The 26139-nt window shown below is 44.2% G+C and carries 31 protein-coding genes; 11 read left to right on the forward strand and 20 right to left on the reverse strand.

Annotated elements, in window-relative coordinates:
• Nucleotides 1-101: 101 nt before the first annotated feature.
• Nucleotides 102-1082: a histidine kinase gene (locus WA325_RS07665; RefSeq protein ID WP_336183576.1), complete on the forward strand. Its 981-nt coding sequence runs from the start codon at nt 102-104 to the stop codon at nt 1080-1082.
• Between the two features lie 56 nt (nt 1083-1138).
• On the opposite strand, the gene mscL is transcribed toward WA325_RS07665, so the two are convergent.
• Both mscL and fabZ read right to left on the reverse strand, forming a co-directional pair.
• A complete protein-coding gene (gene mscL / locus WA325_RS07670; protein WP_105954080.1) occupies nt 1139-1531 on the reverse strand; it encodes a large conductance mechanosensitive channel protein MscL in 393 nt (130 codons plus the stop codon).
• A gap of 70 nt (nt 1532-1601) precedes the next feature.
• Nucleotides 1602-2027: a 3-hydroxyacyl-ACP dehydratase FabZ gene (gene fabZ / locus WA325_RS07675; RefSeq protein WP_105954081.1), complete on the reverse strand. Its 426-nt coding sequence runs from the start codon at nt 2025-2027 to the stop codon at nt 1602-1604.
• Nucleotides 2028-2220: 193 nt separating this feature from the next.
• Here fabZ and WA325_RS07680 point away from each other — a divergent pair, with 193 nt between their 5' ends.
• The gene (locus WA325_RS07680) at nt 2221-3285 is read left to right on the forward strand and encodes a response regulator aspartate phosphatase (RefSeq protein WP_336183416.1); all 1065 of its coding nucleotides are present in this window, start codon (nt 2221-2223) and stop codon (nt 3283-3285) included.
• Nucleotides 3286-3306: 21 nt separating this feature from the next.
• Here the strand turns inward: WA325_RS07680 and WA325_RS07685 are convergent, their stop codons facing one another.
• The 5 genes from WA325_RS07685 to WA325_RS07705 form a co-directional block, all read right to left on the reverse strand.
• Nucleotides 3307-4116 carry a flagellar hook-basal body protein gene (locus tag WA325_RS07685; protein WP_059292376.1) on the reverse strand — a complete coding sequence of 270 codons (810 nt, stop codon included), beginning with the start codon at nt 4114-4116 and terminating at the stop codon, nt 3307-3309.
• Nucleotides 4117-4148: 32 nt separating this feature from the next.
• Entirely contained in the window at nt 4149-4961 is an 813-nt protein-coding gene (locus WA325_RS07690; RefSeq protein ID WP_336183417.1) for a flagellar hook-basal body protein, read from the reverse strand.
• Nucleotides 4962-5120: 159 nt separating this feature from the next.
• A complete protein-coding gene (gene mbl, locus WA325_RS07695) occupies nt 5121-6122 on the reverse strand; it encodes a cell shape-determining protein Mbl (RefSeq protein ID WP_010332179.1) in 1002 nt (333 codons plus the stop codon).
• A 178-nt stretch (nt 6123-6300) separates the two neighbouring features.
• Nucleotides 6301-6582: a sporulation transcriptional regulator SpoIIID gene (spoIIID, locus tag WA325_RS07700; RefSeq protein WP_010332180.1), complete on the reverse strand. Its 282-nt coding sequence runs from the start codon at nt 6580-6582 to the stop codon at nt 6301-6303.
• A gap of 14 nt (nt 6583-6596) precedes the next feature.
• A complete protein-coding gene (locus WA325_RS07705) occupies nt 6597-6707 on the reverse strand; it encodes a protein usd (protein WP_082687840.1) in 111 nt (36 codons plus the stop codon).
• A 224-nt stretch (nt 6708-6931) separates the two neighbouring features.
• Between WA325_RS07705 and WA325_RS07710 the strand changes: the two genes are divergently transcribed.
• Nucleotides 6932-7345: a MarR family winged helix-turn-helix transcriptional regulator gene (locus WA325_RS07710; RefSeq protein WP_044159667.1), complete on the forward strand. Its 414-nt coding sequence runs from the start codon at nt 6932-6934 to the stop codon at nt 7343-7345.
• A 20-nt stretch (nt 7346-7365) separates the two neighbouring features.
• The gene (locus tag WA325_RS07715) at nt 7366-8562 is read left to right on the forward strand and encodes an MFS transporter (RefSeq protein WP_024123121.1); all 1197 of its coding nucleotides are present in this window, start codon (nt 7366-7368) and stop codon (nt 8560-8562) included.
• 89 nt (nt 8563-8651) lie between these two features.
• Here the strand turns inward: WA325_RS07715 and WA325_RS07720 are convergent, their stop codons facing one another.
• The 5 genes from WA325_RS07720 to WA325_RS07740 form a co-directional block, all read right to left on the reverse strand.
• The gene (locus WA325_RS07720) at nt 8652-10061 is read right to left on the reverse strand and encodes a right-handed parallel beta-helix repeat-containing protein (RefSeq protein ID WP_336183418.1); all 1410 of its coding nucleotides are present in this window, start codon (nt 10059-10061) and stop codon (nt 8652-8654) included.
• 95 nt (nt 10062-10156) lie between these two features.
• Nucleotides 10157-11629 carry an allantoin permease gene (gene pucI / locus WA325_RS07725; protein ID WP_336183419.1) on the reverse strand — a complete coding sequence of 491 codons (1473 nt, stop codon included), beginning with the start codon at nt 11627-11629 and terminating at the stop codon, nt 10157-10159.
• A 181-nt stretch (nt 11630-11810) separates the two neighbouring features.
• The gene (locus WA325_RS07730) at nt 11811-13172 is read right to left on the reverse strand and encodes an MFS transporter (protein ID WP_336183420.1); all 1362 of its coding nucleotides are present in this window, start codon (nt 13170-13172) and stop codon (nt 11811-11813) included.
• Complete coding sequence (locus WA325_RS07735; RefSeq protein ID WP_044159675.1) at nt 13169-13735, reverse strand: hydrolase; 567 nt, start codon at nt 13733-13735, stop codon at nt 13169-13171. Before WA325_RS07735 ends, WA325_RS07730 begins: the two co-directional genes overlap by 4 nt.
• A gap of 186 nt (nt 13736-13921) precedes the next feature.
• Nucleotides 13922-14389, reverse strand: a complete 468-nt coding sequence (locus WA325_RS07740; RefSeq protein ID WP_105954087.1) for a hypothetical protein — start codon at nt 14387-14389, stop codon at nt 13922-13924.
• A gap of 282 nt (nt 14390-14671) precedes the next feature.
• On the opposite strand from WA325_RS07740, the gene amtB reads away from it, so the two are divergent.
• The 3 genes from amtB (at nt 14672) to bcrC (ending at nt 17010) form a co-directional block, all read left to right on the forward strand.
• Complete coding sequence (amtB, locus tag WA325_RS07745) at nt 14672-15886, forward strand: ammonium transporter AmtB (RefSeq protein WP_059335124.1); 1215 nt, start codon at nt 14672-14674, stop codon at nt 15884-15886.
• A gap of 11 nt (nt 15887-15897) precedes the next feature.
• Nucleotides 15898-16248, forward strand: a complete 351-nt coding sequence (locus WA325_RS07750) for a P-II family nitrogen regulator (protein ID WP_010332189.1) — start codon at nt 15898-15900, stop codon at nt 16246-16248.
• Between the two features lie 180 nt (nt 16249-16428).
• Nucleotides 16429-17010 carry an undecaprenyl-diphosphate phosphatase BcrC gene (gene bcrC, locus WA325_RS07755; protein WP_105954088.1) on the forward strand — a complete coding sequence of 194 codons (582 nt, stop codon included), beginning with the start codon at nt 16429-16431 and terminating at the stop codon, nt 17008-17010.
• Between the two features lie 35 nt (nt 17011-17045).
• On the opposite strand, the gene WA325_RS07760 is transcribed toward bcrC, so the two are convergent.
• Together WA325_RS07760 and spoIIQ are read right to left on the reverse strand one after the other, a co-directional pair.
• Nucleotides 17046-17468: a VanZ family protein gene (locus WA325_RS07760; RefSeq protein ID WP_336183421.1), complete on the reverse strand. Its 423-nt coding sequence runs from the start codon at nt 17466-17468 to the stop codon at nt 17046-17048.
• A gap of 112 nt (nt 17469-17580) precedes the next feature.
• A complete protein-coding gene (spoIIQ, locus tag WA325_RS07765; protein ID WP_024123130.1) occupies nt 17581-18453 on the reverse strand; it encodes a stage II sporulation protein spoIIQ in 873 nt (290 codons plus the stop codon).
• A 134-nt stretch (nt 18454-18587) separates the two neighbouring features.
• Between spoIIQ and WA325_RS07770 the strand changes: the two genes are divergently transcribed.
• Together WA325_RS07770 and WA325_RS07775 are read left to right on the forward strand one after the other, a co-directional pair.
• Nucleotides 18588-19085 carry a GNAT family N-acetyltransferase gene (locus tag WA325_RS07770; RefSeq protein WP_336183423.1) on the forward strand — a complete coding sequence of 166 codons (498 nt, stop codon included), beginning with the start codon at nt 18588-18590 and terminating at the stop codon, nt 19083-19085.
• The gene (locus WA325_RS07775; RefSeq protein WP_105990822.1) at nt 19082-19600 is read left to right on the forward strand and encodes a DUF5362 family protein; all 519 of its coding nucleotides are present in this window, start codon (nt 19082-19084) and stop codon (nt 19598-19600) included. The genes WA325_RS07770 and WA325_RS07775 overlap by 4 nt, the downstream gene beginning before the upstream one ends.
• Nucleotides 19601-19627: 27 nt before the next feature.
• On the opposite strand, the gene WA325_RS07780 is transcribed toward WA325_RS07775, so the two are convergent.
• On the reverse strand, nt 19628-20065 hold the full coding sequence (locus tag WA325_RS07780) for a DUF5392 family protein (protein ID WP_024123133.1): 438 nt from the start codon (nt 20063-20065) through the stop codon (nt 19628-19630).
• Between the two features lie 243 nt (nt 20066-20308).
• Here WA325_RS07780 and cls point away from each other — a divergent pair, with 243 nt between their 5' ends.
• Complete coding sequence (gene cls / locus WA325_RS07785) at nt 20309-21757, forward strand: cardiolipin synthase (RefSeq protein WP_202853143.1); 1449 nt, start codon at nt 20309-20311, stop codon at nt 21755-21757.
• 297 nt (nt 21758-22054) lie between these two features.
• Nucleotides 22055-22444 (forward strand): DUF5362 family protein, encoded by a 390-nt coding sequence (locus WA325_RS07790; RefSeq protein ID WP_105990821.1) that lies wholly within the window; start codon nt 22055-22057, stop codon nt 22442-22444.
• A gap of 37 nt (nt 22445-22481) precedes the next feature.
• On the opposite strand, the gene WA325_RS07795 is transcribed toward WA325_RS07790, so the two are convergent.
• The 5 genes from WA325_RS07795 to ureA form a co-directional block, all read right to left on the reverse strand.
• Nucleotides 22482-23123, reverse strand: coding sequence for an NAD(P)-dependent oxidoreductase (locus WA325_RS07795; RefSeq protein ID WP_336183424.1), 642 nt, complete (start codon nt 23121-23123; stop codon nt 22482-22484).
• A 67-nt stretch (nt 23124-23190) separates the two neighbouring features.
• Complete coding sequence (locus WA325_RS07800; protein WP_024123137.1) at nt 23191-23592, reverse strand: Rrf2 family transcriptional regulator; 402 nt, start codon at nt 23590-23592, stop codon at nt 23191-23193.
• Between the two features lie 134 nt (nt 23593-23726).
• Nucleotides 23727-25436: an urease subunit alpha gene (gene ureC / locus WA325_RS07805; protein WP_105990820.1), complete on the reverse strand. Its 1710-nt coding sequence runs from the start codon at nt 25434-25436 to the stop codon at nt 23727-23729.
• Entirely contained in the window at nt 25433-25807 is a 375-nt protein-coding gene (ureB, locus tag WA325_RS07810) for an urease subunit beta (protein WP_105954093.1), read from the reverse strand. Before ureB ends, ureC begins: the two co-directional genes overlap by 4 nt.
• Nucleotides 25804-26121 (reverse strand): urease subunit gamma, encoded by a 318-nt coding sequence (ureA, locus tag WA325_RS07815; RefSeq protein ID WP_024123140.1) that lies wholly within the window; start codon nt 26119-26121, stop codon nt 25804-25806. The genes ureB and ureA overlap by 4 nt, the downstream gene beginning before the upstream one ends.
• Nucleotides 26122-26139 lie beyond the last annotated feature (18 nt).

Consider the following 26139-nt stretch of genomic DNA (forward strand, 5'->3'; position numbering starts at 1 on the left):
CAGGTATCTCTTTAAGCACGCCCTATTACTCTGAGAAAATTGACGCTCCAACCATTCTGATTGTGGATGATAACATTGACAGTTTAAAAATTTTAAGCGATATGCTTGAAGGTGTCCCCTACAATGTAATTGCTGCAAAAAACGGAACGGAAGCATTAGAAGTGGTTTCTTGCACGAAGCTTGATTTAGTGATTCTGGACTTGATGATGCCGGATATGACTGGTTTCGAAGTCTGTACGAGAATTCGTGCACGATTCAGTATGGTCGATCTTCCGGTTCTCATCATTACAGCAGCCATTATCGGCCATGACAAATACAAGGCTTTTCATTCCGGAGCGAATGACATTTTGCAAAAACCTTATCATTACTCTGAATTTATGGCGCGTATCAAAAACCTGATTATGATGAAGCATACAGCAAATCAAGCCACAAGAATGGAGATGGCTTTTCTCCAGTCGCAAATTAAGCCTCATTTTCTTTACAATGTATTAAACACAATTATTTCGCTCAGTCATTTGGATATTGAAAAAGCGCGAGAGATAACAGCTGAATTCACCAACTATTTAAGAATGAGTTTTGATTTCCAAAATACATCAGCCATCAGTTCATTCAGAAACGAGCTTTCTATTATCAATTCCTATCTCTCCATAGAAAAGACGCGCTTCGGCAATCGGCTGGACATTCTTTTCGATATAGACAAAGACATTGACTTCATCCTTCCGCCTTTAATGATTCAGCCATTGGTGGAGAATGCAGTTCATCATGGCGTCAGCAAGAAAAGAGGCGGTGGATGGGTCAAGCTGACAGTTAAAAAACAAAGCGGGAATGAGTATTACATTAGAGTAGAGGACAACGGCGTCGGTATGCCTCCGGAACAACGAGAAGATCTCCTATCCTCCGATTTCGATCGCAGCGTCGGATTAAAAAATATCAACCAGCGGCTGAAACATTTTTGCGGAAGTGAATTGAAGATCAAAAGCACCCCGGATATCGGCACCTCTGTTTCGATGCTTATTCATCTTGCTGAAACAATAGAAAGCCACGAAACATTAAACGAAGTGAAGGGTCCAGAACTGACCTGAAAGAGAACTTTCCCTTTCCAAACAAAAAGACCGCCGTTTTAAACGGCAGTCTTTTTTTATTCCGGCGATTTTATTTGCTGCTTCAGCAGGTCTCTGATTTCTTTCAGCAGCTCTTCTTGCGCATCCGCCGCTTCCGCCTCAGCCTCTTCTTCCGCTTCTTTCTTGCGCTTCAATTGATTCAAAGTCCGAATCACAATAAAAATAGAGAACGATATGATTAAGAAATTTACAATGGTTTGAATGAAGCTGCCGTATTTGACGACCGCATCACCGAATGTAAAGGACAGCCCCGAAAAATCAAGCCCGCCCAGAAGCAAGCCAACTAAAGGCATAATGATATCATTAACGAGCGATGTGACGATCTTACCGAACGCGCCCCCTATTACAACACCAATCGCAAGGTCAACAATGTTCCCGCGCATGGCAAAAGTCTTAAACTCTTTCCACATACAATCACCTGCTTTTTTTGTTTTGAAAGAAAAAAGACAAATGTGCCGCTGCCCACCTGTCTCTTTTCACTTACTCGCCGAGGGCAAAAGTCAGTTCAACTTCGCAAACCACTTCGCCGTCAACTTGAGCCACGCCTTTTCCGCGCCCGATTGTACCGCGCGCACGTGTGATTTCAACCTCAAGGTGAAGCTGGTCACCAGGTTTCACTTGTTTTTTAAACCGGCAATTGTCAATGCCTGCAAAAAACGCCAATCTGCCGCGGTTTTCTTCTTTAATCAGCATCGCAACAGCCCCGACTTGAGCAAGCGCTTCTACAATTAATACGCCGGGCATTACCGGATACTGCGGAAAATGTCCGTTAAAGAACTCTTCATTAGCAGTTACATTTTTATAGCCTTTCGCCCGTTTGCCCTCTTCAACTTCCGTAATCCGGTCTACGAGCAAAAACGGATAGCGGTGAGGAATAATTTCTTTAATTTGCTGAGTATCAAGCATTCTCTTGACATCTCCTTCATCTGCGTTAGTATGTATAGCAATCATGTATGATCTAATCTGTACATTTGAAAAGTATATTATGAATTAACCTCTTTTTCAACCGGCGCCTAAAGTGTAACCAACTGTCAATGAGAGCCGTCAAAAGTTGTGATATGATAATTATAGATTTTACCATTAGCAAAGAGGTAGGAAAATGATTTCGAAGTTTATTGAAAAAAGAATTCAAAAAATGTTAGACGAGTGGTACACCGCTATTGGCAAACGTAAAATGGATGACGCAGCAGCACTTAAAGAGAAAATCGATCAGCACCTTCCGAAACTGAAAAAGAATACAAAACTTTGGATGCGTTATCAATTGTTCTTCGCGCGCCACAAGCTCCTTTTTGAAAACCAGGACGGGATGGATTCATTATTCGATGAGTTATATGAACAGGAAGACAAAATGGATGATGAATTGAAATATTATCTGCATTTTTTCTCAGGGTTATATGAAATGGTCAAAACCGCTCCGAAGCATGCGGTGAATGGTTTTAAAAAAGCTGAGCAGTATCTGCACGCGATTCAAAACGCATTTGAAGCTGCTGACTTTTATTATCAAACCGCCGGCGCCTATTACTTGATGAAATCACCGCCGCTTTCCATCCAATATGTTGAAAAAGCATTAAATATCTACTTGCATCAATTCGGCTATGTCAAAAAGGTGATCAGCTGCAAACTGCTCCTCGCTGTAAACTATATTGATCAAGAGCGCTATGATGAGGCTGAACAGCTTTTCAAAGAAATCATCAGGAAAACCCAGCAAGTAAATGACGATAATCTGCTGTGCCACGCTTATTATAATTTGGGCTTTTTAAAAGCAACCGAAAAGAAGGACCATGAAGCGCTTCTCTACTTTAAAAAGGTATTGAAGAATCATGAATTTGAAACCAATTCTCCAGTATCCTATCTGCACTGCGTGTATGAATCCGTCAGAGCCCTTTTTAAAACAGAAAAGATCTCAGAAGGAAAAGCGGTTTTGCAAAAAGGGAAAGAATTATCTGAAAAGGTAAACAATCAAACAATTCAATTGAAACTAAAAACACTTGAAGCGCTCTATACGTCTGCTGACGATCCTTATGATACCTTGCTTGAATATGTGCTTGAATTAGAAAAAATCGAAGCTTGGGTGGATTTAGAGGTGCTTTTGGAGGACATCACGGAATACTACAAAAAAAAGGACGATTTCGAAAAAGCCGCCTTTTTTATTATGCGCGGCTGATTGAAAACGCCCATCTTTCTATTATCTGACAGAATTAATCAAACCAAGCATCTGATCACCCATTGTGATCGTTCTGCTGTTCAGCTGATAAGAACGCTGAGACGCAATCAAATCTGTCATTTGCTTAGAAATATCCACATTTGACATCTCAAGTGCACCCTGCTCCATGCCGATGTTTTGTCTGTTTGCGCCATTCAGCTCTTCAAAGGCTGCCGCATTATCAATGGAGAAAAGATTATTTCCTTCGGATTTCAGCTCTTGAGGATTGTTCACTTGGACAACCCCGAGATTAAACCGCTGCACCGTATTCCCGTTAGATGCGGTTAAGGTCCCGTTTTCATTGATCGTGATTTTTTTCATTGAGCTGTCTATGTTTACTGCATTGCCGTTTTCATCAAGCACGGGATGACCGTTGCCTGTCACGAGCTGAAGCTGGTTGGCATTATCAGCGGAAGGCGATAAATAAAGCGCTCCGTCCCTCGTATATTGGCGATTGCCATTCACGTTAACCTGGAGGTATTGGTAAGGAGACGTAAAAGCGATATCCAGATCGCGCTCCGTCTTCTTAATGCTTCCTTGATCGGATACAAGCCGTGAATTCATCATCGCTCCGACGCCAAGGCGCAAGCCGGGCGGCGTTTTTCGGGATTGTGCCACTTCTTCATTTTTTTCATCAACCTGATCGAATTGCTGTCTGACGAGTTCAGAGAAATTCGTATCCTTCGCCTTATAGCCGGTTGTGTTGCTGTTGGAAAGGTTGCTGCTGATTGTATCAATCTGCTGCTGCAGCTGGTTTAAGGTTGTTGATGCCGTTAGCATTGACCTGAGCATAGTTGATGTCCCCCGTTTTTTCTTCCGTTATCTTATATTTTTCCGATTTCATTGGCTGCTTTGTCCATACTTTTGTCATACGCTTGAATGACCTTCTGGTTTGCTTCAAACGATCTGTACGCTTCAGTCATTTCTGTATAGGCGCTCGTTACATCAACATTCGAAAGCTCGGAAACGCCTTGTTTTAATGAATAGGATACTTGGTTATTGCCAGCCGCACTCGGCAGGTCATTTCCGTCAGCCGTGCTGTACAAATCATTGCCATCTTTTTTTAGATTTCTGACGTCCTCTGCCATTCTGACATCAATCTGTCCGGCTGTTCGTCCATTCGCAGTAACAGTACCGTTTTCAGACACAGTGAAATTTTCATTATCGACCGTAATTGCCTGTCCTGTCGTGGATAAAATGGTATTTCCGTTGATTGTCAGCTGATTGTTCTCATTTAAAGAAAACGTGCTGCTTTTGGAATAACGGACTCCATTCGCCGTTTGAACCGGATAAAAAAGGGCCGCATTTTCATTTGTTTCTGCATTTGCCGGAACTTGATTTTCAATCAATGTGATATCTGTAGGCTGATCCGTCGACTTAAGGCTTCCCTGTGTGAAAAGAGGCTTAAGCTCCTGCATATATACACCGGTATTAACGGAACCGATTTCTGTTTTCGATGTGCCGGCCGGAGATTTTGCTTCAATTCTGCTGAGAAGCATCTCAGGGAACGCACGCATCGATCCCTGTTCTGCTTTATATCCGGATGTATTTGCGTTTGCGATATTATTTGAAAGCATTTCCGTTCTGCGCTGCTGGGCAATCATTGCGGATGTTGCGGTATATAATCCTTTTAACAAGTTTTCCACCTCTAAAATGGCATTTTTTCCAGTTGTCATGTAGGAACATTCGTTCTATAATACAAATAAGTATTTTATCCTATTATCGGCATTTCTCATCAATTCGTGAAGAGTTTTCATAAAAAAACCCCATTCTTTTTCAGAATGAGGTTTGAGTGATCAGCTTAGTTTGCGTTTAGGAAGCTTGTCCATATTATCAAGCATAACACCTGTGCCGACCGCCACACAATCCATTGGATTTTCAGCGACAAGCACCGGAACCTTCAGCTCTTCAGCGAGCAGCTGGTCGAGGCCGTTTAAGAGCGCGCCTCCGCCGGTAATGATAACGCCGCGGTCAATGATATCAGCGGATAGTTCAGGCGGTGTTCTTTCAAGCACTTGTTTCGCTGCCTGCACAATAACAGCTACAGATTCACGAAGGGCTTCTTCTACTTCTTTGCTGTTTACTGTAATTGTTCTTGGAAGACCGGAAACCATGTCCCGTCCGCGAATGGAAATTTCTTCGTGACGTGCGTCTGGGAAAACTGTTGCGACTTTAATCTTAATATCTTCCGCAGTACGTTCGCCGATCAGCAGCTTGTACTCGCGTTTGATGTAATTTAAGATTTCCATGTCAAACTTGTCCCCAGCCATTTTAATAGAAGAGGAGGTGACAATATCGCCCATTGAGATGACTGCGATATCCGTCGTCCCGCCTCCGATGTCTACAACCATGTTACCGCTCGGCTGGAATATTTCCATACCCGCGCCAATAGCGGCAACTTTCGGTTCTTCTTCAAGGTACACATGTTTACCGCCGCTTTTTTCAGCAGCTTCTTTGATTGCTTTTTGCTCAACTGATGTAATATTCGTCGGGCAGCAAATAAGCATGCGCGGTTTTGAGAACAGGCCTTTTACGTTCAGCTTGTTAATAAAGTGTTTCAGCATTGCTTCTGTTACTTCAAAGTCAGCAATAACTCCGTCTTTCAGCGGGCGAATCGCAACAATATTCCCAGGTGTACGTCCAACCATTCGTCTTGCCTCTTCGCCAACCGCCAGCACTTTGCCGCTGTTTTTATCAAGTGCAACTACGGAAGGTTCATTCAGAACAATTCCTTTACCTTTAACATGGATCAGTACATTTGCAGTACCGAGGTCAATACCAATATCCCTTGCAAACATCTATTTATATCCTCCTTGAAAATCTGTTTCACAGTAAATATCCACATTGTGCCCTAATTATATATATTATCATAAAATATAGAAAAAAAGTTGGAAGCACATTAAGTTCTTTACAAATTTTTGCGGATGATCTACAAACGATTTCCGGAAGACAATGCAGTTGATTTGTCCTAAGTGATTATGGCTGGCGAACGGGCTCTCCTTCAAGAATTTCATCCTTTTTATACTTGAGTTTTGTTGCTTCTCCTCCTCTTAAATGCCTGATGGATTTATGATAATCGAGTATTTCTTTCACTTCGTTTGCCAAGTCAGGATTGATTTCAGGCAGACGCTCTGTTAAATCCTTGTGTACTGTACTTTTGGAAACACCAAATTCCTTCGCAATGACACGAACGGTTTTCTTTGTCTCCACGATGTACTTTCCTATCTTGATTGTTCGCTCTTTGATGTAATCGTGCACACCACTCGACCTCCCTAAAATGGATGTGAGAAGTGTGAAATGAGATCCGTATTCTGTAAAGAGTCATTCATTATGCAGCTTCTTTGTTGTATGGTTTTAAAAGTAAGTTTGTGAAATATGCCCACGATCCCTCACCTCAAACACTCTCTTTGTTAGGTTTGTAACAGTGTATTAGCATTCTTGTGGGAATATGCTAAAAACTCAATAAGGACAAGGGGTGAAACGAACTTTTCGACTTCGGCTAATTATTTCGCGTCACTAAATTTATATCTTTACATCCTTTCATCGCTCCTGTAAAATGAAAAAAGCAATTAGTTACTTAGGTAAGTTTTTTTAGAAGGAGACCGAAATGACCTACGTCAACAGACACCTCATTCATCAAATCAACCAAAGCGCCCGCCTGATTGCCAAAAAAGCCAATGAACAGCTGGAGCCATTCGGCCTTTACTCATCTCAATGGTCAATTTTATATTGTTTGCGTACGATCGGACCAATGACTCAAAAGGAGATTTGGTCCTATTTAAATGTGGAAGCGCCAACGGTGACCCGGACGATCAAACGCCTTGAAGAAAACGGCTGGGTACAGAGACGGCAAGGTGAAGACAAACGGGAAAAACTCGTTGTCCTCACAAAAGAAGCAGAGAAAAAATATGAAGAAATCAATGTGAAAATGCTTAAATTTGAGGAAGAACTGCTTGCAGATTTCCGTGATGAAGATAAAGAAGCGTTTTCTCATTTATTTCGTTTGTTTTTACAACAATGAAATAAGGAAGTGACATACATTTGAAAAAGTCTGAACCGATTTGGACCAAAGATTTTATTATGGTCGTTCTCGTGAACTTGTTTGTTTTTGTGTTCTTTTATACATTTTTGACTGTTCTGCCTATCTATATGATGCAGGAGCTGGGAGGTACTGAATCTCAGGGAGGGCTGTTGATCAGTCTGTTCCTGTTATCCGCCATTTTCACACGTCCTTTTTCAGGAGCTATTATAGAACGGTTTGGGAAAAAGAGAATGGCGATTGTATCGATGGCGATTTTTGCCCTTTCGTCTTTTCTTTACCTGCCAATCCATAACTTCTATCTGCTGCTTGGATTGCGGTTCTTCCAAGGAATCTGGTTCAGTATTTTAACCACTGTAACCGGCGCGATCGCAGCTGATATCATTCCAGTTAAACGCCGCGGCGAAGGGCTTGGATACTTTGCCATGTCTATGAACCTCGCAATGGCTATCGGTCCGTTTCTCGGATTGAGCCTGGTGAAAATTGTGCCTTTCTCTGTCTTCTTTACAATTTTTGCAGTGTTTATGATTGTCGGGCTGTTTGTTACATTACTCATTAAAGTGCCAAACAGCATCAGCAGCGGAACGACTGTATTCCGCTTCTCTCTGTCGGATATGTTTGAAAAAGGCGCGCTTAAGATTGCGATTGTAGGGTTGTTTATATCATTCTGTTATTCAACAGTTACGGCATTTTTGTCCGTTTTTGCTAAGTCTATTGATCTATTAAATGTCAGCGGCTACTTCTTTGTATGCTTTGCCGTTACGATGATGGTCGCGCGTCCGTTTACAGGCAAACTGTTCGACAAAGTCGGACCGGGGATTGTGATTTACCCTTCAATCCTGATTTTCTCTGTCGGACTTTGCATGCTTGCCTTTACGCACAGCAGCTGGATGCTGCTATTTTCCGGAGCGGTGATCGGACTCGGATACGGCTCAATCGTGCCGTGCATGCAAACGCTGGCGATACAAAATTCACCGGCACACCGTTCAGGATTTGCGACAGCGACGTTCTTTACGTTCTTTGACAGCGGAATTGCCGCTGGATCGTATGTGTTCGGATTATTCGTTGCTTCCGCTGGCTTCTCATCTATTTACTTAACAGCGGGTCTATTCGTTCTGATTTCTCTTCTCCTCTATGCATGGAGCCAGAAAAAAACGGCTGTAGCCGAACCTGAAGGAAAAGTGTCGATTGCAGAATAGCTTGTCAGACTGCCGGAGTTTGCGGCAGTCTTTTTTTGCAGAAAAAAACGGCATTCTGCTCCGTTGAACGGAATAGAATGCCGCTTCTTTCATGATTCAATAATCGGACGCGCAGGTGAATCCGGATCTAATGTAAAATCAAAAGACTCTTCGTCACGATACATCGGATCTGCATAAATAGAACCGACATCATTTTTCGTTGCTTTTTGATAAGATGAAAATGAGTCGTATTCAGTCTTTTTCCACATCCATAAGCCGTCCTTACCTGCTTCCTTATGGTAAACGTTATGATTGACTGTATTTCCTTCATTGGCTTTAAATTCGTTGGCAATAAACAGCCTTGAATCACTTGCCGTCATGATGTTCTTTTCTATTACGTTGTTTTTTGTATCGTGCTGCAGCAATAGCTGTCCGCCATACAGCTCTTTTGTATCGTTGCGGAAAATAATGTTGTGAGCAATCACAGAACCGGTGGTGCCGCCACGCTCTTTGTCATATCCGCCGATTGAAATACCCGTGTACGCATTCTGGTACACTTTGTTGTCGGTAATGTTTATATCCTCAGCATATTTTCCTTTGTGCTCAGAGGTTGCTTCAATACCGATATCGTTTCTGTAAACCGTGTTTTTCCTTATGTCAATATTGCGTCCTCCGTCGACATATATTCCGCCCGCTGAGTACTCATCTCCATAAGCGGGATTTCCGAAAGTTGAATGATGATAGACAGTATTGTTTTCTACGACGCCGTTTCGAACATAATCGTTTTGATCTGCCGTTCCTTCATATCCGATAAGATCGATGCCAATATTGTTATTATCACGGACCAGATTGCCTGCAATCGTAAAGCCGTCAATGTTTCCGTTCAGCACAACCGCTTCACTCGCTCCGAGTGTCAGCTTTTCAACGGTATTATCCGTAATCTTAATGTCTTTCATGCTTCCCGTCCCATAAACTGCAATTCCGTGGGCATTGCCCTCATCCGCCGTTGTTTTGATATTCCGAACATGATTATCCTTAATCGTGATATGGCTGCTGGACCCAGTCACATAAATTCCCATGGCGGTTGCTTCTTCAGATGAAACAGAGAGATTCTCAATCGTTAAACCGCTGATTGTGATGTAATGTTTATTGTCTATGCGGATTAACGGCGTTTCATATTCTGCACTCGTCATCGTTTTCCCGGTAATGACTGCTTTCTCGTCCTGATAGTTTCGAAACGTGATAGGCTTCCCGTCCGCGCCGCTATGCTTCACATCAAGCGGTTCATCATACGTGCCTCCCCGGATGATTACGGTTGTTCCGGCAACAGCTTCCTTAGCGGCATGCGACAGTGTACGAAATGGCTTTGTTTTCGTCCCTTCATTTTGATCATTGCCGTCAGGAGAAACATATAAGCAGTTCACTGAGTCTTGTTCATTTGCTGCCGTCTTATCATAGGTTAAAGCGATAATAACAGCAGTTAAAACGACTGCCGCAGAAATAAAAAATGATATTTTCATATTGGATTCTCATTTCTATTTAGAATGGATTTTCTTATATCATTATAAGTTATCCATTTATGGAAAACCATCTCAAATTTCACATGCATAAGTTCTTATTCAGCTCGACGCACCTGCCCAGAATCATACTTTCCAATAGCCGATGATACCGGCGGGTGAATCCGCATCAGAGCAATATAGACAAGAAATGATGTCAGCACACCTACAAACCATGAGATGTCATATAAGCCTTTTAATGCGGGGACATACATTCCGATTAATGAGATCAGTGCGCCTAAAAGCGTGGCTGCGAATGCCCGGTAGTTATACCCTTTACAATACACATACCGTCCGGTTTCGGAATAAAGGTCATCAACCGAAAGCTCCCGCTTGCGAATAATAAAATAATCAGCCATCATGACGCCCGCCACCGGACCGAGCATGCCGCCGATTAAAGCGAGAAACGCATAAACGCTGGTTGCGCTCTCCATGAGCTTCCACGGAACCGTAAATAAAGCGAGCAGGGCTGTAATAAAGCTGCCTCGTTTAAAATTAATATATTTCGGCAAAGCATTCGCAATATCATAAGCCGGAGAGACGATGTTTGCTGCGACATTAACTGATATGGTGGCAATACAGAGTGTAATCACAGATAATACGATGACATAAGGATTATCAAATCTCGCCAAAATATCAACCACGTCCCAAATTGGCTCGCCGAAAGCAACCTGCGAACCGGAGGTCACCGTAATACTGGCAAACGCAAATAATGCGAAGGTTCCCGGCAAGCCGTAAAACTGGCCTTTAATCTGCTCTTTTTGCGTTTCAGCAAACCGTGTAAAATCAGGTATATTTAAAATTAACGTCGCCCAGATGCCGATAATGCCGGTGACCCCTGCAGCGAACGGCCAAAATGTTTCTGAAAACGTATGAAATTTTCCAGGTTGCGAATAGATCGGCCCGAGTCCTCCGGCTATATCGACCGCCCACCATACCATGCCGCCAAACACCACATATACTAAAGGACCTGCCCATACCTCGAAACGCTTAATCGATTCCATGCCGTGATGCAATACGAGTAAATGCACAGCCCAAAAGAATACGAAAGAGAGGAAACCAGACAAGTGAATGCCCAGAATATTCCACTCCCCGCCAATCTCTCCCCAGCCGGGCCACATATTTAACAGCAAAATGTTCAGCGCCGTGCTTCCGGCAAAGGTTTGAATGCCAAGCCACATAATGGCCGTAAAAGCCCTCAGAAGCGCCGGAATGTTTGCGCCGTAAATTCCATATGAAGCCCGGATAATCACAGGAAACGGCAGCCCGTATTTTGTCCCTGCATGCCCGTTTAAGGCGAGTGCGCCAAACAAAATAAGCGAGGCCGTAATAATGATCGCCATCACCTGCCACGGTGAAAGCCCGATCGCAATTAATCCGCCCACTGTCGCGTAGGTCGGTATATTATGTATGCACCCCATCCAAATCGAGGCAAAGTTCATTGCTTTCCAAGTGCGTTTTTCCTGCCCTAAAGGCAGCAGATCCTCATTGCTCAGCCTGTTTGATTGCTGCTGACTCTCTTTTAACTCCATAGCCGGCTCCCCTTTCAATATTGTCTATCTTCCGTTATATGTATTGTTTTCTAACATGATATGTTACGTAATATAACTGAAAAGTCAGACAAATACATTGGCTATGATACACAATCCTTTTATTCATTTTTGAGCATCCTAAACAAGAAAAAGAGACAGACTCGCATATCTGTCTCTTTTCTCATGATTTTGTTTTCATTAAGGCGGTGAATCTCAAAGCCATGAATAGACTCACTGCGCCTACAGCAATAAGGATCATTCCCATGATATCAAAATGAGCCGCTGTAATCTCTTTACCGAACAGAAGGCCCAGAATCACAGAGGATAAAATTGAGCCGAGGTAACGGCACGTTTGGAACAGGCCCGAGGTCGTTCCCACCATGTCTGAAGGGCTCGTTTTCAGCATCGCCGCCTGAAGCGCCACGTTTCCAAGTCCGTAACCGATGCCGAGCAGCGACAGGATCAAGCCTTTCCCGATGACCGGAACGCTGATAAAAAAGACCGTTAAGAGTACAGCGCCGGCCGTCATCAGAAGCGCCCCCGCCAAAATCGGCTTGATGACTCCCGATCGGTCAATCCACTTGCCTGTAATGGGTGATACAGCGATGCTCATTCCTGACATGAACAGCATAAACAGACCGCTCGTTTGGACAGAAAGATGCATTTCATCCTGAAAATAACTCGGCAGGCCGAAAAATAAACAGTAGAAGAATACATTGAGTAAAATAAACTGAACGTATACCGCTGACAGGCTTCGCTGCGTTTTAAACAAACGGACATCAATAAACGGCTTCTCCGTTTTCAGCTCACGCCAGATAAATGCGACAAGCAGAATGACACCAATCACACCTTCTGACGCATGCGGGGATGTGCTGAATGAAAGCAAAAAGGACAAAAGCAAAATAATCCCTCCGGCAAACAAAAGGATTCCCGGAACATCAAGCTGCCGGATAACCGCTCTGATCCCCACCCCTTTTTTCTGATCCTTCGGGAACATGTACATCCCCAATAGGAAGCTGAGGATAATAAACGGCAGATTGACGATAAAAATCGCCGGCCAGCCGCCCCACACAATCAAAAAGCCGCCAACTGTCGGCCCCAGCGCCGTCATTGCAGACGCAAATATAGACAGCACCGCCAAGGCTGAAGCCTGACGCTCATGTATGTGACTTCGTATCAGCCCGACTCCCGACGGATAAATCGCACTGCTCCCCACCGATTGAAACAGCCGCATGACCAATAATGTCATAAAGGTTGGCGCAAACGGCGCCCCGATGGCAGAAACCGCCACAAGAATAAGCCCGAATAAAAACAAACTTTTGCGCCCAATCAAATCGCCAAGCTTTCCCGTCACGGGCTGGGCCACAGCACTCGCCAAATAGAACGAGGAGATCAGCCAGGAAACCGTTGTAAATGACAGGTGAAACTCATGCTGGATGCTGTGGAGCGCCAGAGAAATCATAGACGAGTTCAACGGATTCAGCATCGTTCCTGAAGCTACCGCCGTTAAAAAGACAGCACGGCTCTTTTTTGATATTTTCATTTCACTTGTGATAAAAATTCTTCTGTTGTCCGCGATTTACCGATTCTCGGAAAAATAAAACGCAGTGTGGCTTCATGCTCTTCCTCACTGAACGTGGACATCGCGTCAGTAATAAAAATCTGCTGATAGCCAAGCTGAAAGGCCTCGCGAGCCGTACTTTCCACTCCGATATTTGTGGCAATGCCGCACAGTACAATGGTATCAATGCCGCGGCGTCTCAGCTGCAAATCTAAGTCCGTGCCAAAAAATGCGCCCCACTGGCGTTTGGTCACTGTGTAATCTCCGTCCTGCACACCGATTTCCGGAACAAATTCCGCCCAATCCGCCGGCATTTCACCTGAACCTCCCTGCGCCTGTTCATCCGTTTCCGGCTTTAGCGCATCCGCTCCGTCATGGAAGGCTACATTCACAAAGCTGATAAAGCCGTTATGTTTCCGGAATTCATCAACAAGCTTTTTCGCATTCGGGACAACCTGTCCGCTTTTATCTATTGGCACGATTCCTTTTTGCAGATCAATGATAACCAATGCTGTGTTTTGAAAATCAATGTTAAGTGTGTTCATTTGCGTTTCCTCCTGATGCTGTTAGTGTTTCTCGCATTCCATATTTTACTCTTCACTTCACATGAATTCTTGCAAGACGCTTGTGAAATTCTCAGGAGAATCGCTTAACTCACGATTTTTCTTTTATATAAAAATAAAAGGTGGTGCATACAAACATACCGGCAAGCACTGTAATCATAAAAGTTGTCATAGCTTCGTCACCTGCCTGCCGTTAATCGGCTGCTGATTAAACATGCCCATAAATTTGCGGCGGTCAATCCAAAGCAGAATCAAACACATGATCATTAATATCGTACTGAGATCCTGCACGCCAATATCAAAACAATAGTTAATCATGACGATGTTCACAATAATCGGCATAAATACAACGGCGCCTAACGCAGATGTTCTTGGAATCAACAGCAAAACTGCAGCAATGATTTCTCCAAAGCCTATAAATACTTCATAGACATGAGAATAACCAAAAAATGTCCACGCAATTGTAAATCCCTTTCCCTTTCCCACCGCAGCTGCAATTTCAGGTGTTACTCCCCCAAACTGCCCTATGACCACTTTCGCCAGGCCGTACACAACAAAATTAAAGGCCAAAAACAACCGGAATGTCGCCGGAATGGACTTTCTTAACGCTCTCAGCAGCCTGCTGCCTTTATTCATATCGCATCCTCCTTAGTGTATTATATTAACTAGTACACTTAATACACTATACATAATTCTATTTATTGTCAATTCCCTTTTTTCTCATAAAAACAGAATTATTTTATAGACATAAAGTCTTGTATGGCAAATAGCGTTTTTTCTTTCTTCGCCCGCATCGATAACACACACTAAAAAAACATGTCAGGAAATCTCACATGAAAATGTTTTATCATTCTTTTTTCTCTATAATGAAGAAATATAATAATTGCTTTTATTCTGAAAGATACGGAGGAATGAGACATGCAAATGGGCGATACAGTATTTATGTTCTTTTGCGCTTTACTCGTGTGGCTGATGACCCCGGGGTTAGCGTTATTTTATGGAGGAATGGTAAAAAGCAAAAATGTGCTGAGTACAGCAATGCACAGTTTCTCTTCCATTGCCATCGTTTCCATCGTTTGGGTGCTGTTCGGATATACACTTGCCTTCGCACCAGGCAATTCAATCATTGGCGGACTGGAGTGGGCCGGTCTGAAAGGGGTCGGATTTGATCCGGGTGATTACAGCGACACGATTCCCCATTCATTATTTATGATGTTTCAAATGACGTTCGCGGTTCTGACAACCGCCATCATTTCCGGGGCTTTCGCAGAACGGATGCGATTCGGCGCTTTTCTTTTATTCTCGGTTTTATGGGCTTCATTGGTTTACACACCGGTTGCTCACTGGGTATGGGGCGGCGGCTGGATCGGCCAGCTTGGCGCACTTGATTTCGCGGGCGGAAACGTTGTTCATATTTCCTCCGGGGTGGCTGGCCTTGTTCTGGCTATTGTGCTCGGCAAACGGAAAGACGGCACAGCGTCTTCTCCGCATAACCTCATTTACACCTTCTTGGGAGGCGCCCTGATTTGGTTCGGCTGGTTCGGTTTTAACGTCGGCAGCGCCCTGACATTAAACGATGTGGCCATGTACGCCTTTATTAATACAAACACGGCAGCTGCAGCGGGGATTGCCGGCTGGATATTGGTTGAATGGATCATCAACAAAAAACCGACGATGCTCGGCGCGGTATCAGGAGCAATCGCAGGGCTTGTGGCCATCACGCCGGCGGCCGGGTTTGTCACACCGTTTTCTTCTATTATCATTGGCATCATCGGCGGAGCGGTTTGTTTCTGGGGGGTCTTCTCGCTTAAACAGAAATTCGGGTATGATGACGCGCTTGACGCCTTTGGCCTGCACGGCATCGGCGGCACATGGGGCGGCATCGCGACGGGATTGTTCGCAACAACTTCAGTCAACTCCGCTGGTGCAGACGGTTTATTCTACGGGGATGCAAGTTTAATATGGAAACAAATCGTAGCGATCGCTGCCACTTATGTTTTTGTATTTATTGTCACTTTCGTTATTATTAAAATAGTAGGCCTCTTCCTTCCCCTTCGCGCAACCGAAGAAGAAGAATCCCTTGGGCTTGACTTAACAATGCACGGGGAAAAAGCATATCAAGATTCTATGTGAGGAGTGACGTTATGAGCGGTCAAATGTTCAAGGTAGAAATTGTAACGCGTCCGGCAAATTTTGAAAAGCTGAAGCAGGAACTCGGAAAAATCGGAGTCACCTCTCTGACCTTCTCCAATGTTCACGGCTGCGGGCTTCAAAAAGCACATACGGAGCTTTATCGAGGGGTAAAAATCGAAAGCAATGTATATGAACGTTTAAAAATCGAAATTGTGGTCAGCAAGGTTCCTGTTGATCAAGTAACTGAGACCGCCAAGAGGGTTCTGAAAACGGGATCACCGGGTGACGGTAAAATCTTTGTCTATGAAATCGGCAATACAATTAATATCCGCACCGGCGAAGAAGGGCCTGAAGCGCTGTAATATCGTTAAGAGATTCGGACACTCCGGATCTCTTTTTTCGCGCGGAGAAAAAACCCCCAGAAACCGTGATCACCATTCGAATCCTCTTCAAGCGCCATGATTTCAGACAATCTATTTTTATTTGAAACTTTTTCTGAGTAAGATGAGTCTACTTAATATAAAAATGTAAAAGGTGATTATTTGAATTACGAAATATTTAAAGCTATCCATGGATTATCTCATCACAATTCTGTTCTCGATTCCATTATGGTTTTCATAACGGAATACGCGATCGTTGCCTATGCGCTTATCTTATTGGTGATGTGGCTGTTCGGGAACACACAAAGCAGAAAGAACGTGCTTTACGCAGGAATTACGGGAATTGCGGGTCTTGTGATCAATTACTTGATTACACAAGTTTATGTTGAACCGCGCCCTTTCGTCGCTCACACGGTTCATACACTGATCCCGCACGATGCGGATGCTTCTTTTCCGAGTGACCACACAACGGGAGCGCTAGCCATTTCGATCGCAATGCTTTTCAGAAACCGCAAAATCGGCTGGCCGCTCGTCATCTTCGGGCTTTTGACCGGTTTTTCACGAATTTGGGTAGGACATCACTATCCGGTAGATGTGTTGGGCAGCCTTGTTGTCGCGATCATTATCGGGTTCCTGTTCTTTAGATTTTCAGATCTTCTTCGCCCGTTCGTTGATTTCATCGTTCGAATCTATGAAGCGATTATCAACAAGATTACGAAAAAACCAACCGATCAAAATTTCTAAGCAAAAAGCCGGCCTCTGAATGCAGAGCGCCGGCTTTAATATTTTTCATACACCTCATGTTTTTTCCGCTTTGCGATAACAAATAATCCAAGAAACAGGGCAATCCCAACACTGTCAATGAGCACATCCCGGATACAGCCGTTTCTGCTGAAGAAAAGCTGAATGATTTCCGTAAAAACGGCAAACACGAATGCTCCGGCCGAGGCCCATTTTATACGGCTCCATTGCTTCCAGAGCAAATATGTCAGCACGAAAAAAGAAAACGCGTGCCCGATTTTTTGAATCACAGCTTCAGGCGTAGTCAGCTGAGTAAAATCCATGTCTAAAAACCGGTTTAGATCAGGATGCAGATGAAAGTGAAATGCCACTGTCTGCGACACCACCATATCACTGAAGCTTTCTGTACAGACAGAGAGTAAAATGAAGAAGATCCAGCCTGCGAGTAATAGACGATGCATAAAAACAGCCTCCTTTCCAGCGGCATCTTGTGCATGTAAATACATAGACGGCACAATAAACAAAAAGTAACAAAAAAAAAAACGCCTATCACACCGATAGACGTTTTCTTCATTAGGACTGTTCAGTGCCTTCTGTTGTGCTGCTTTCTTTGGAACCTGATTTGTCAGTTGAATCATCCGTTTTGTCCTCGGATTTTTCGTCAGTTCCTTTTTCAGTCGAACCATCCTTTTTTTCTGATGATTGCTGAATGGATTCTTCTGTTTCCTCAGTTGCAGCTTTTTCTTCTGCAGCTGCCGCTTTTTCAATAGAAGAAACCGGCTTGTCCATAAAGTTCAGCGGGTTCATAGCAACTCCGTCTTTACGGATTTCAAAGTGTACGTGGTTGCCGCTTTCTTCGCTGTAAAGGTTCTTGCCAGACTTTCCGATGACCTGGTTTTGCTTCACCTTATCGCCTTGCTCAACACCTACTTCAGAAAGTGATTGATACACAGTAGATAACCCATCAGCATGTTCGATTTCCACAACATATCCCAGCACTGGATCTTTTTCAGCTTTCACAACCGTACCGCTTAGAGAAGCAGAAACATCGAAATCTTTTCCGTCTTTCTCAGCTAAGTCAATTCCTTTGCTTAGGCTGTACGTGTTATTATAGGTAACGAGTGCTGCTTCTTTTTCTTCTTTTGCGGCATCAGTTTCATAGAACTTTTTCACAACAGAAACGTTTTCAGAATCAACAACCGGCATTGCGACATTTTCCATAGACTTTCCTACTTCAACTGCATCGTCGTTGTTGTCATACGCGGAGCTTCCGCCGTTATCAGCTAACTGATCCTTTACCTCATCATTTGATACAGATTGATACCAAAGGACAGCTGTTAAAATGACGGCCGCACTGACTAAGTAAATTGCAGGGAACACCCAGCGTTTACGAAAAAACTGCTGAAGTTTTTTGACTTGAGAAGTTTTCTTTTCTTCCTCTCTCATTGTTTCATCACCTCAGCAACATTCTGAACACTTTTCTGAAAATATATACATCGATATAAAAAACTTTTTAGATATAGTTTGTGCAGGCTGATAAGAAAGTATGTAATTTTTTTTGAGAGGAGAACCAAATACGTATGAACTTAACTTTACGTCTTGCTGAAAAAAAGGATATAGAAGCGGTTGTAGCGATTTATAACTCTACGATTGCCTCACGGATGGTAACAGCCGATACTGAACCGGTAACTCCGGAAGACCGGATGGCATGGTTTTTGGGACATACAGACGAACGGCCGCTGTATGTTGCTGAAGATGAAAACGGGGACGTGGCTGCCTGGATCAGCTTCGAAAAATTTTACGGCAGGCCTGCTTATAATAAAACAGCCGAGATCAGCATATACATTCATGAATCATGCCGCGGCAAAGGCGCCGGAACGCATTTGCTTCAGGAAGCGCTCCGCATCGCGCCGGAGCTCGGCATCCGCTCGCTTATGGCCTTCATTTTCGGACATAATAAGCCTAGCCTGAAGCTGTTTGAAAAGCACGGTTTCAAGGAATGGGGGTTATTCCCCGGCATTGCCGAAATGGACGGCAAGCGATATGACTTAAAAATATTAGGGAGAGAGCTATCATGATTAGTCTTGATAAAGATGAAAACCATATTGAAAATCACCACGAGGAAAACAGCGTGATCGAGCAGGAGAACAACAGCACAGAGGGCGAAAAACGGGAGCTGAGCGCTGCTGCTGTCAAATCGCTTTCAGACATTGCAAAGTGGGGCAAAATAACAGGAATTCTTTTGATTGTCATGGGCGCGCTGGCTGCCCTGTCGGCTTTAATGACAGTCATAGGCGCTATTCCAGGCGTTCTGCTCATTATTTCAGGCGTATTTCTGATGCGGTCAGCAAAATCAGCAAAAGAGGCGAGCGGAAATCTGACCGGCAGTGCGGGTGAAAGCATGCTGGAGAACTATGGAAAATTTATTAAAATGCAATTATTCTACGCTGCATCAAGTATCGCCGCAGGCCTTATCGGAATCATTTTGCTCATTTTCTTCCTCGTATTTGTCGGCATCGCCGCTTTTGAGGATATGGATACGTATGAAGACCCGGATTCCTATTATTATGAAGATGAGCCCGTATTTGAATAAAAAGAGCTGACCCATGTCAGCTCTTTTTTAATACAGCATTTTCTTGCGTCTGTCTTCTTCAGTCAAAAACTCAACAAAGCTCCGCATCGCAAACGGTTCTTCCTTGATCTGGCGCGTATACGTGTTTTTGCGCTCTTCTGAAAGAATTTCGCTCTTTTTGATTCTGTTCAGCATATAGATATGAACGGTCTTTTGAATTTGTTTATGCTGATAGCCCGCTTCTTTAAAAAATGCTAATCCAAGTGCAGCAAGAAGCGCAAAAAGTCCGGCGCTGATCAGAGACTCTCTGTCTGCTGAAGCATGAAAAAGGAAAGCAGCCAAATTAAAGAGAGAGAATGCAGCAAGCGGAACAGCAAGAAAACGGTAGATGACAGTTTTCTTCATTAAAGGCTGTACAGCCTTTTGAATTTTTTGCATTTCTGTTTTAATGAACCCCGGCATTTGTTCAATTCTGTAAAAGTTCATGTAATTCTCCCCCTTTATTTGATTTTGCAAGGCTTCACGAACGTTATCATATGAGTTTATTTTAACGCAGGTGCAAGCTGGTTTTAAAGAAATCTGCCCGTGTTTTTCGCGAAGAATCTGGATCAACACACTTTATTCTTTTAAAAAGTCAGTGTTATAATTTGTAATGGGAATCAGATTGCTGTTATTCATGGAATACTAATGGCAATCTTCTTGATAAATATGAATTAGCGGGGTTACAAAGTGAGTATTTCTTCCATCCTTTTGTCACTTTTTTTCATTTTGAATATTCTTTTGGCCATCATTGTCATATTCAAAGAACGGCGCGATGCCAGTGCATCATGGGCTTGGCTGCTTGTTCTTTTCTTTATTCCCGTTTTAGGCTTTATTTTATACCTATTATTCGGTCATAATCTCAGACGCAAGCATTTGTTTCAATGGGAGGATCGAAAGAAAATCGGAATCGAAAAGCTGCTGCAGCATCAGCTTGAAGAATTAGATAACAGGCAATTTCAGTTCAACAACCGGGCAACCTTTGATAATAAGGATTTAATATATATGCTCATCATGAATAATCACGCTGTCTTTACAGAGGATAATTCAGTTGATGTCATAACAGACGGACGTGATAAGTTTCAGCGGCTTTTACATGACATATCAAAGGCAAAGGATCATATCCATTTACAATATTATATTTACAAAGGTGATGAATTAGGAAAAAAATTGCGGGACGCCCTCATTCAAAAAGCGAAAGAAGGTGTTCAGGTCAGGGTTTTGTATGATGAGCTCGGGTCCAGAACGCTGCGCAAAAAGTTTTTTAAAGAACTGCGTGAGGCCGGCGGGCATGTGGAGGTCTTTTTCCCTTCAAAGCTCAGGCCGATTAACCTTCGGCTGAATTACCGCAACCACCGAAAGCTTGTTATCATAGACGGCATAACCGGTTATGTCGGAGGGTTTAATGTCGGGGATGAATATCTTGGCCTCAATCCGAAGTTCGGCTATTGGCGCGATACCCATATTCGATTGCAGGGAACGGCCGTTCACGCCATTCAGACACGATTCATCCTTGACTGGAACCAAGCTTCACATCATCATACGCTCACCTATATCCCGAACCACTTTCCCGATTGCAGCCCAAAGGGAAACGTCGGGATGCAGATTGTTACGAGCGGGCCCGATTCCGAATGGGAACAAATTAAAAATGGCTACATCAAAATGATTTCAAACGCCAAGCGGAACATTTTGATACAAACACCTTATTTTATTCCGGACGCAAGCCTGCTGGATGCATTGAGAATCGCGTGCCTGTCAGGCATTGATGTCAACATTATGATACCGAACAAGCCTGATCATGCTTTTGTATACTGGGCCACGCTTTCGTATATCGGGGATCTTTTAAAAGCCGGAGCCACCGTCTATATATACGATAATGGCTTTATCCATGCGAAAACAATTGTTGTGGATGACGAAATTGCATCGGTCGGTACAGCGAATATTGACGTCCGAAGCTTCAGGCTGAATTTTGAGGTTAATGCATTTATTTATGATATCAATATTGCCAAAAAACTGGTTTCTACATTTAAAGAAGATTTGCTCGTATCCAGAAAATACACCTACGAGGAATATCAGCAGCGGTCATTATGGATCCGCATCAAGGAATCCGTGTCACGGCTATTGTCCCCGATTTTATAAGATGTGCCAATCCCCCCGGCCTTTATGGCCGGGGTTTTTCAGCATGGTCATAATCTATCATCACGCACCCCGTAAAAACGCGCGTGACCTTTCCCATATAGCGTACAACCGTAATAAAAAATCACTAATATGATCACGTAATTTATCAACAGCGGCTTGCACCTCCGGATCGTCAGGCCAAACCCCATTCACACCGCGGCAAATTCCATTCACTATTTTTATTTCTTTATACAAAACTTCTCACAAATAGTGTATAAAAGAAAAGTGAGTATTTTTTTGTAAAGGGGACCCGTGTCAATGAATCCGGAAACGGTCAACAAAACCCTCATCAGTATTTCAAAATGGGGAAAAGCAACAGGCATCTTATTTATTATTATGGGCGCTTTTACTGCGCTTTCAGGCGCGTTCTTTTTTCTTATCGGCGCAGTGCCGGGCGTACTGCAAATCATTGCAGGCATCTTTTTGATGCGGTCAGCAAAAGAAGCAGGCTTAATGGCTGAAAAGCATAGCGGGCAATCTGAGGATTTAATGCTGGAGAACTATGCGAAATTTGTAAAGATGCAAGGGATTTATTTAATCGTGAGCATCGCTGTATCGATTCTGGCGATCATCGCATTCTTCATCTTTCTCATGCTTGGAATTGCCGACGGCATATTCAGCGATTATGATACGTACAGCACTTATTAATTAGAAAAACCCGGAGCATCCTCCGGGTTTTTTCTTGTTATTCCGCTTCGCTTACTACTGTGAAGCGTTCATTTTTGTGTGACGGATGTTCAAGCTCATCCAAAACAGCAATCGCATAATCGGCATAGCTGATATAACTGTCGCCTTTTGCGTTTACGATCACATTGTCTTTTCCTTTTTGGTAAGATCCCGTCCGCTTTCCTGCCGGATCAAAAAACGCCGCCGGGCTGAGGAACGTCCAGGAAATAGAGTCTGCCTTTTGCAGGTCTTTCAGGTTCTCTCCTTGATTTGATGCAGTCGGAAGATATTCTTTCGGGAATTCCGGTGTATCCATTAAACGTGTTGTTTTGGCTTCATCAACAAACAGGCTTCCCGCTCCGCCGACGACAAACAATCTTGTATGTTTTGCATTCTTTAGCAGGCTGATTAATGTTCTGCCTGCTTCAACATGAAGATGTTCCTGGCCAGGCGCAGCTCCAAAAGCGTTAACGAGTGCATCGAAAGGCTTGAGATCTTCTGCCGTCAGTTCAAAAACATCTTTCTCTAAAATCGCTGTATCCTGATCCTGCACTTTAGATGCATTTCGGACAATGGCAGTTACCTCGTGACCTCTTTCCTTGGCTTCTTTCAAAATCAGACTTCCCGCTTTTCCGCTTGCACCGATAATCCCTATTTTCATTTTTGATTTCCTCCTTATTTGTAACAATTTTAGTTACATGTTAGTGGTGAGAAGTCATCCCTTTTGATCAAAAGAGATGATTCATTACATCTTTTAATGACTTGCTTGCCAGCTCATTTTCCATCGCTTTTTGCACACTTTCAAATGTCTCATCCAGCGCGCACTGAATTTTTTTGCCTACCGGACACTTCGGGTTCGGGTTTTCATGAACCGCAAATAGTTCCTCTTGGTTTTGAACAGCCCGATATACTTCTAAAAGAGAAATATCAGCCGGATCTTTTTTGAGGCTCGCGCCCGGCACCCCGGCGCGTGATGTGAGAATATCGCCCTTTTTCAGCAGGCTGATCATCCTTCTTACAACAACCGGGTTGGTGTTGACACTGTCAGCGATGATTTCCGAAGACGCTTTTTCATCCATCGAAATGAGAGATAAAATATGAATGGCGACAGCAAGACGGCTGTTAATCATGTTTTTTTCACCACCGTTGTAACTATAATAGTTACATTTAATTCGTTTGTCAACATATAATATACACTAAATTTGCGCTTCTTGTGCATCCGTTTAGTCAATAAAACGGCCGGATGCACTCCGGCCGTGTCTTGTCAGAATAAGAAATATCGCTGTCCCAGCGGAACATAATCGACAGGCTGGCAGGACAATTCTTCTCCGTCTGCAAAGACCTGATACGTTTTCGGATCGACTTCAATCTTCGGCAAAGCAGCGTTTAATTTCATATCCAGCTTGCTCAGCTTGCGGATGTTTTTCACAGGAGAAATTCTTTTTTCCAGCCCTAACCTTTCCGCCACACCGCTTTCAATGCCCGCCTGGGACATAAACGTGACGGAAGTTGAGCGGTTGGCTTTACCATAGGAAGCATACATTTGACGCATGAACACCGGTTCCGGAGTCGGGATAGACGCGTTTGGATCCCCCATTTGCGCGCGTGCTATCATGCCGCCCTTTAAGACCAATTCCGGTTTCACGCCGAAAAATACAGGATCCCACAGGACAAGGTCAGCGAGCTTTCCTTTTTCTACAGAACCGACTTCATGGCTGAGGCCGTGAGTAATTGCCGGATTAATCGTATATTTGGCAATGTAGCGTTTCGCACGTACGTTATCGTTTCCGTTTTCTCCAATGAGAGCGCCGCGCTGTTTTTTCATTTTGTCAGCCACCTGCCAAGTGCGGATAATGACTTCGCCAACCCGCCCCATTGCTTGGGAATCCGATGATGTCATGCTGATCGCTCCGATATCATGGAGAATGTCCTCTGCCGCAATCGTCGCAGCCCTGATTCTGGAATGGCTGAACGCCACGTCCTCGGGCACCTTCGCATCTAAATGGTGACAGACCATCATCATGTCAAGGTGCTCATCCATCGTATTGACGGTGTAAGGGATTGTCGGCGTTGTGGATGACGGCAGAATGTTCGCGTAGGAGGCGAGCTTCATAATATCCGGAGCGTGGCCCCCGCCTGCTCCTTCAATGTGATATGTATGAATCACCCGGTCTCCGATTGCGTCAAGCGTGTTTTCCAGGAAGCCCGCTTCATTGATCGTATCCGTATGGATTGCGACTTGAATATCGGCTTCATCCACAACTTCCATACACGTTTTGATAGCGCTTGGCGTCGTGCCCCAGTCTTCATGAAGCTTCAGGCCGATGGCGCCGGCTTCCACCTGTTCGATCAGCGGCGCTTTATCGGATGCATTCCCTTTTCCTAAGAAGCCGACATTGATCGGGAATTCCTCGGCCGCTTCCAGCATCCTTGCCATATACCATGCACCTGACGTACATGTTGTCGCTTTGCTTCCTGTAGCAGGTCCCGTTCCGCCTCCAAGAAGAGTCGTCACTCCTGAAGAAAGCGCAACTTCCATCTGCTGAGGACAAATAAAGTGAATGTGCGTATCCACTCCTCCAGCCGTTAAAATTTTGCCTTCACCGGAAATCACCTCTGTACCCGCACCGATGACCATATGCGGATCGACTCCATCCATGATATCGGGGTTGCCGCTTTTTCCGACACCCACGATCCGGCCATCCTTTACACCGACATCCGCTTTAACAATGCCTGTGTAATCCAATAACACGACGTTGGTGATCACCAAATCCAAAGCGCCGTCTTTTCCTGTGATGCTGCCGTTTTGGCCCATGCCGTCACGGATCGTTTTTCCGCCTCCAAAGATCATTTCTTCACCATAAACAGTGAAGTCCTTTTCGACTTCGATCCATAAGTCCGTATCGCCCAATCTGATTTTATCGCCCGTTGTCGGACCAAACAGCTCCGCGTATTGCTCCCGTGACATTTTCATCGAATCACACCCTCCATCCAGCCGGCTTTCTTTAAGTTGGCTAACGTTTTTTCTTTCCCGCGTTCATCGATATACGTATCGGCCATTCCGTTCAGTCCTCTTACTGTTTTTCGTCCACTGAATTCAACAAGCGTGACCGTTTTCTCCTCACCTGGCTCAAAACGGACCGATGTGCCTGACGGAATGTCGATACGCATGCCGATGGCTTGTTCGCGGTCAAACGATAGCGCACCATTGGCTTCCGCAAAATGAAAATGTGAACCGACCTGAATGGAACGTGATCCGGTGTTTTTCACCGCTATCTCCCGTATCTGGCGGCCTTCGTTAATCGTAATGGTCCCCTCAGCAATCTGAAATGCTCCCGGCTTCATGACTTCACCTCCGCAGAAATCGGCTGGTGTACTGTGACAAGCTTCACTCCGTCAGGGAATGTAGCTTCCACCTGAATGCTGTCCAGCATCTCAGGCACGCCCTCCATGACATCTTTTTCAGTCAATACATGGCGGCCGGCTTCCATCAGCTCCGCCACTCCCTTTCCGTCACGCGCGCCTTCCATGATAAAACAGGTGAGATAAGCGGCAGCCTCGGGATAGTTCAGCAGAACGCCGCGCGCCTTTCGCTGTTTGGCTAATTCTCCCGCTGCAAAAATGAGCAATTTCTCTTGTTCAACTGGTGTCAGTTTCATCTTAGGTCCTCCTTATTA

This window comes from Bacillus sp. 205(2023), from assembly GCF_037027485.1.
Lineage (GTDB): Bacteria > Bacillota > Bacilli > Bacillales > Bacillaceae > Bacillus > Bacillus halotolerans.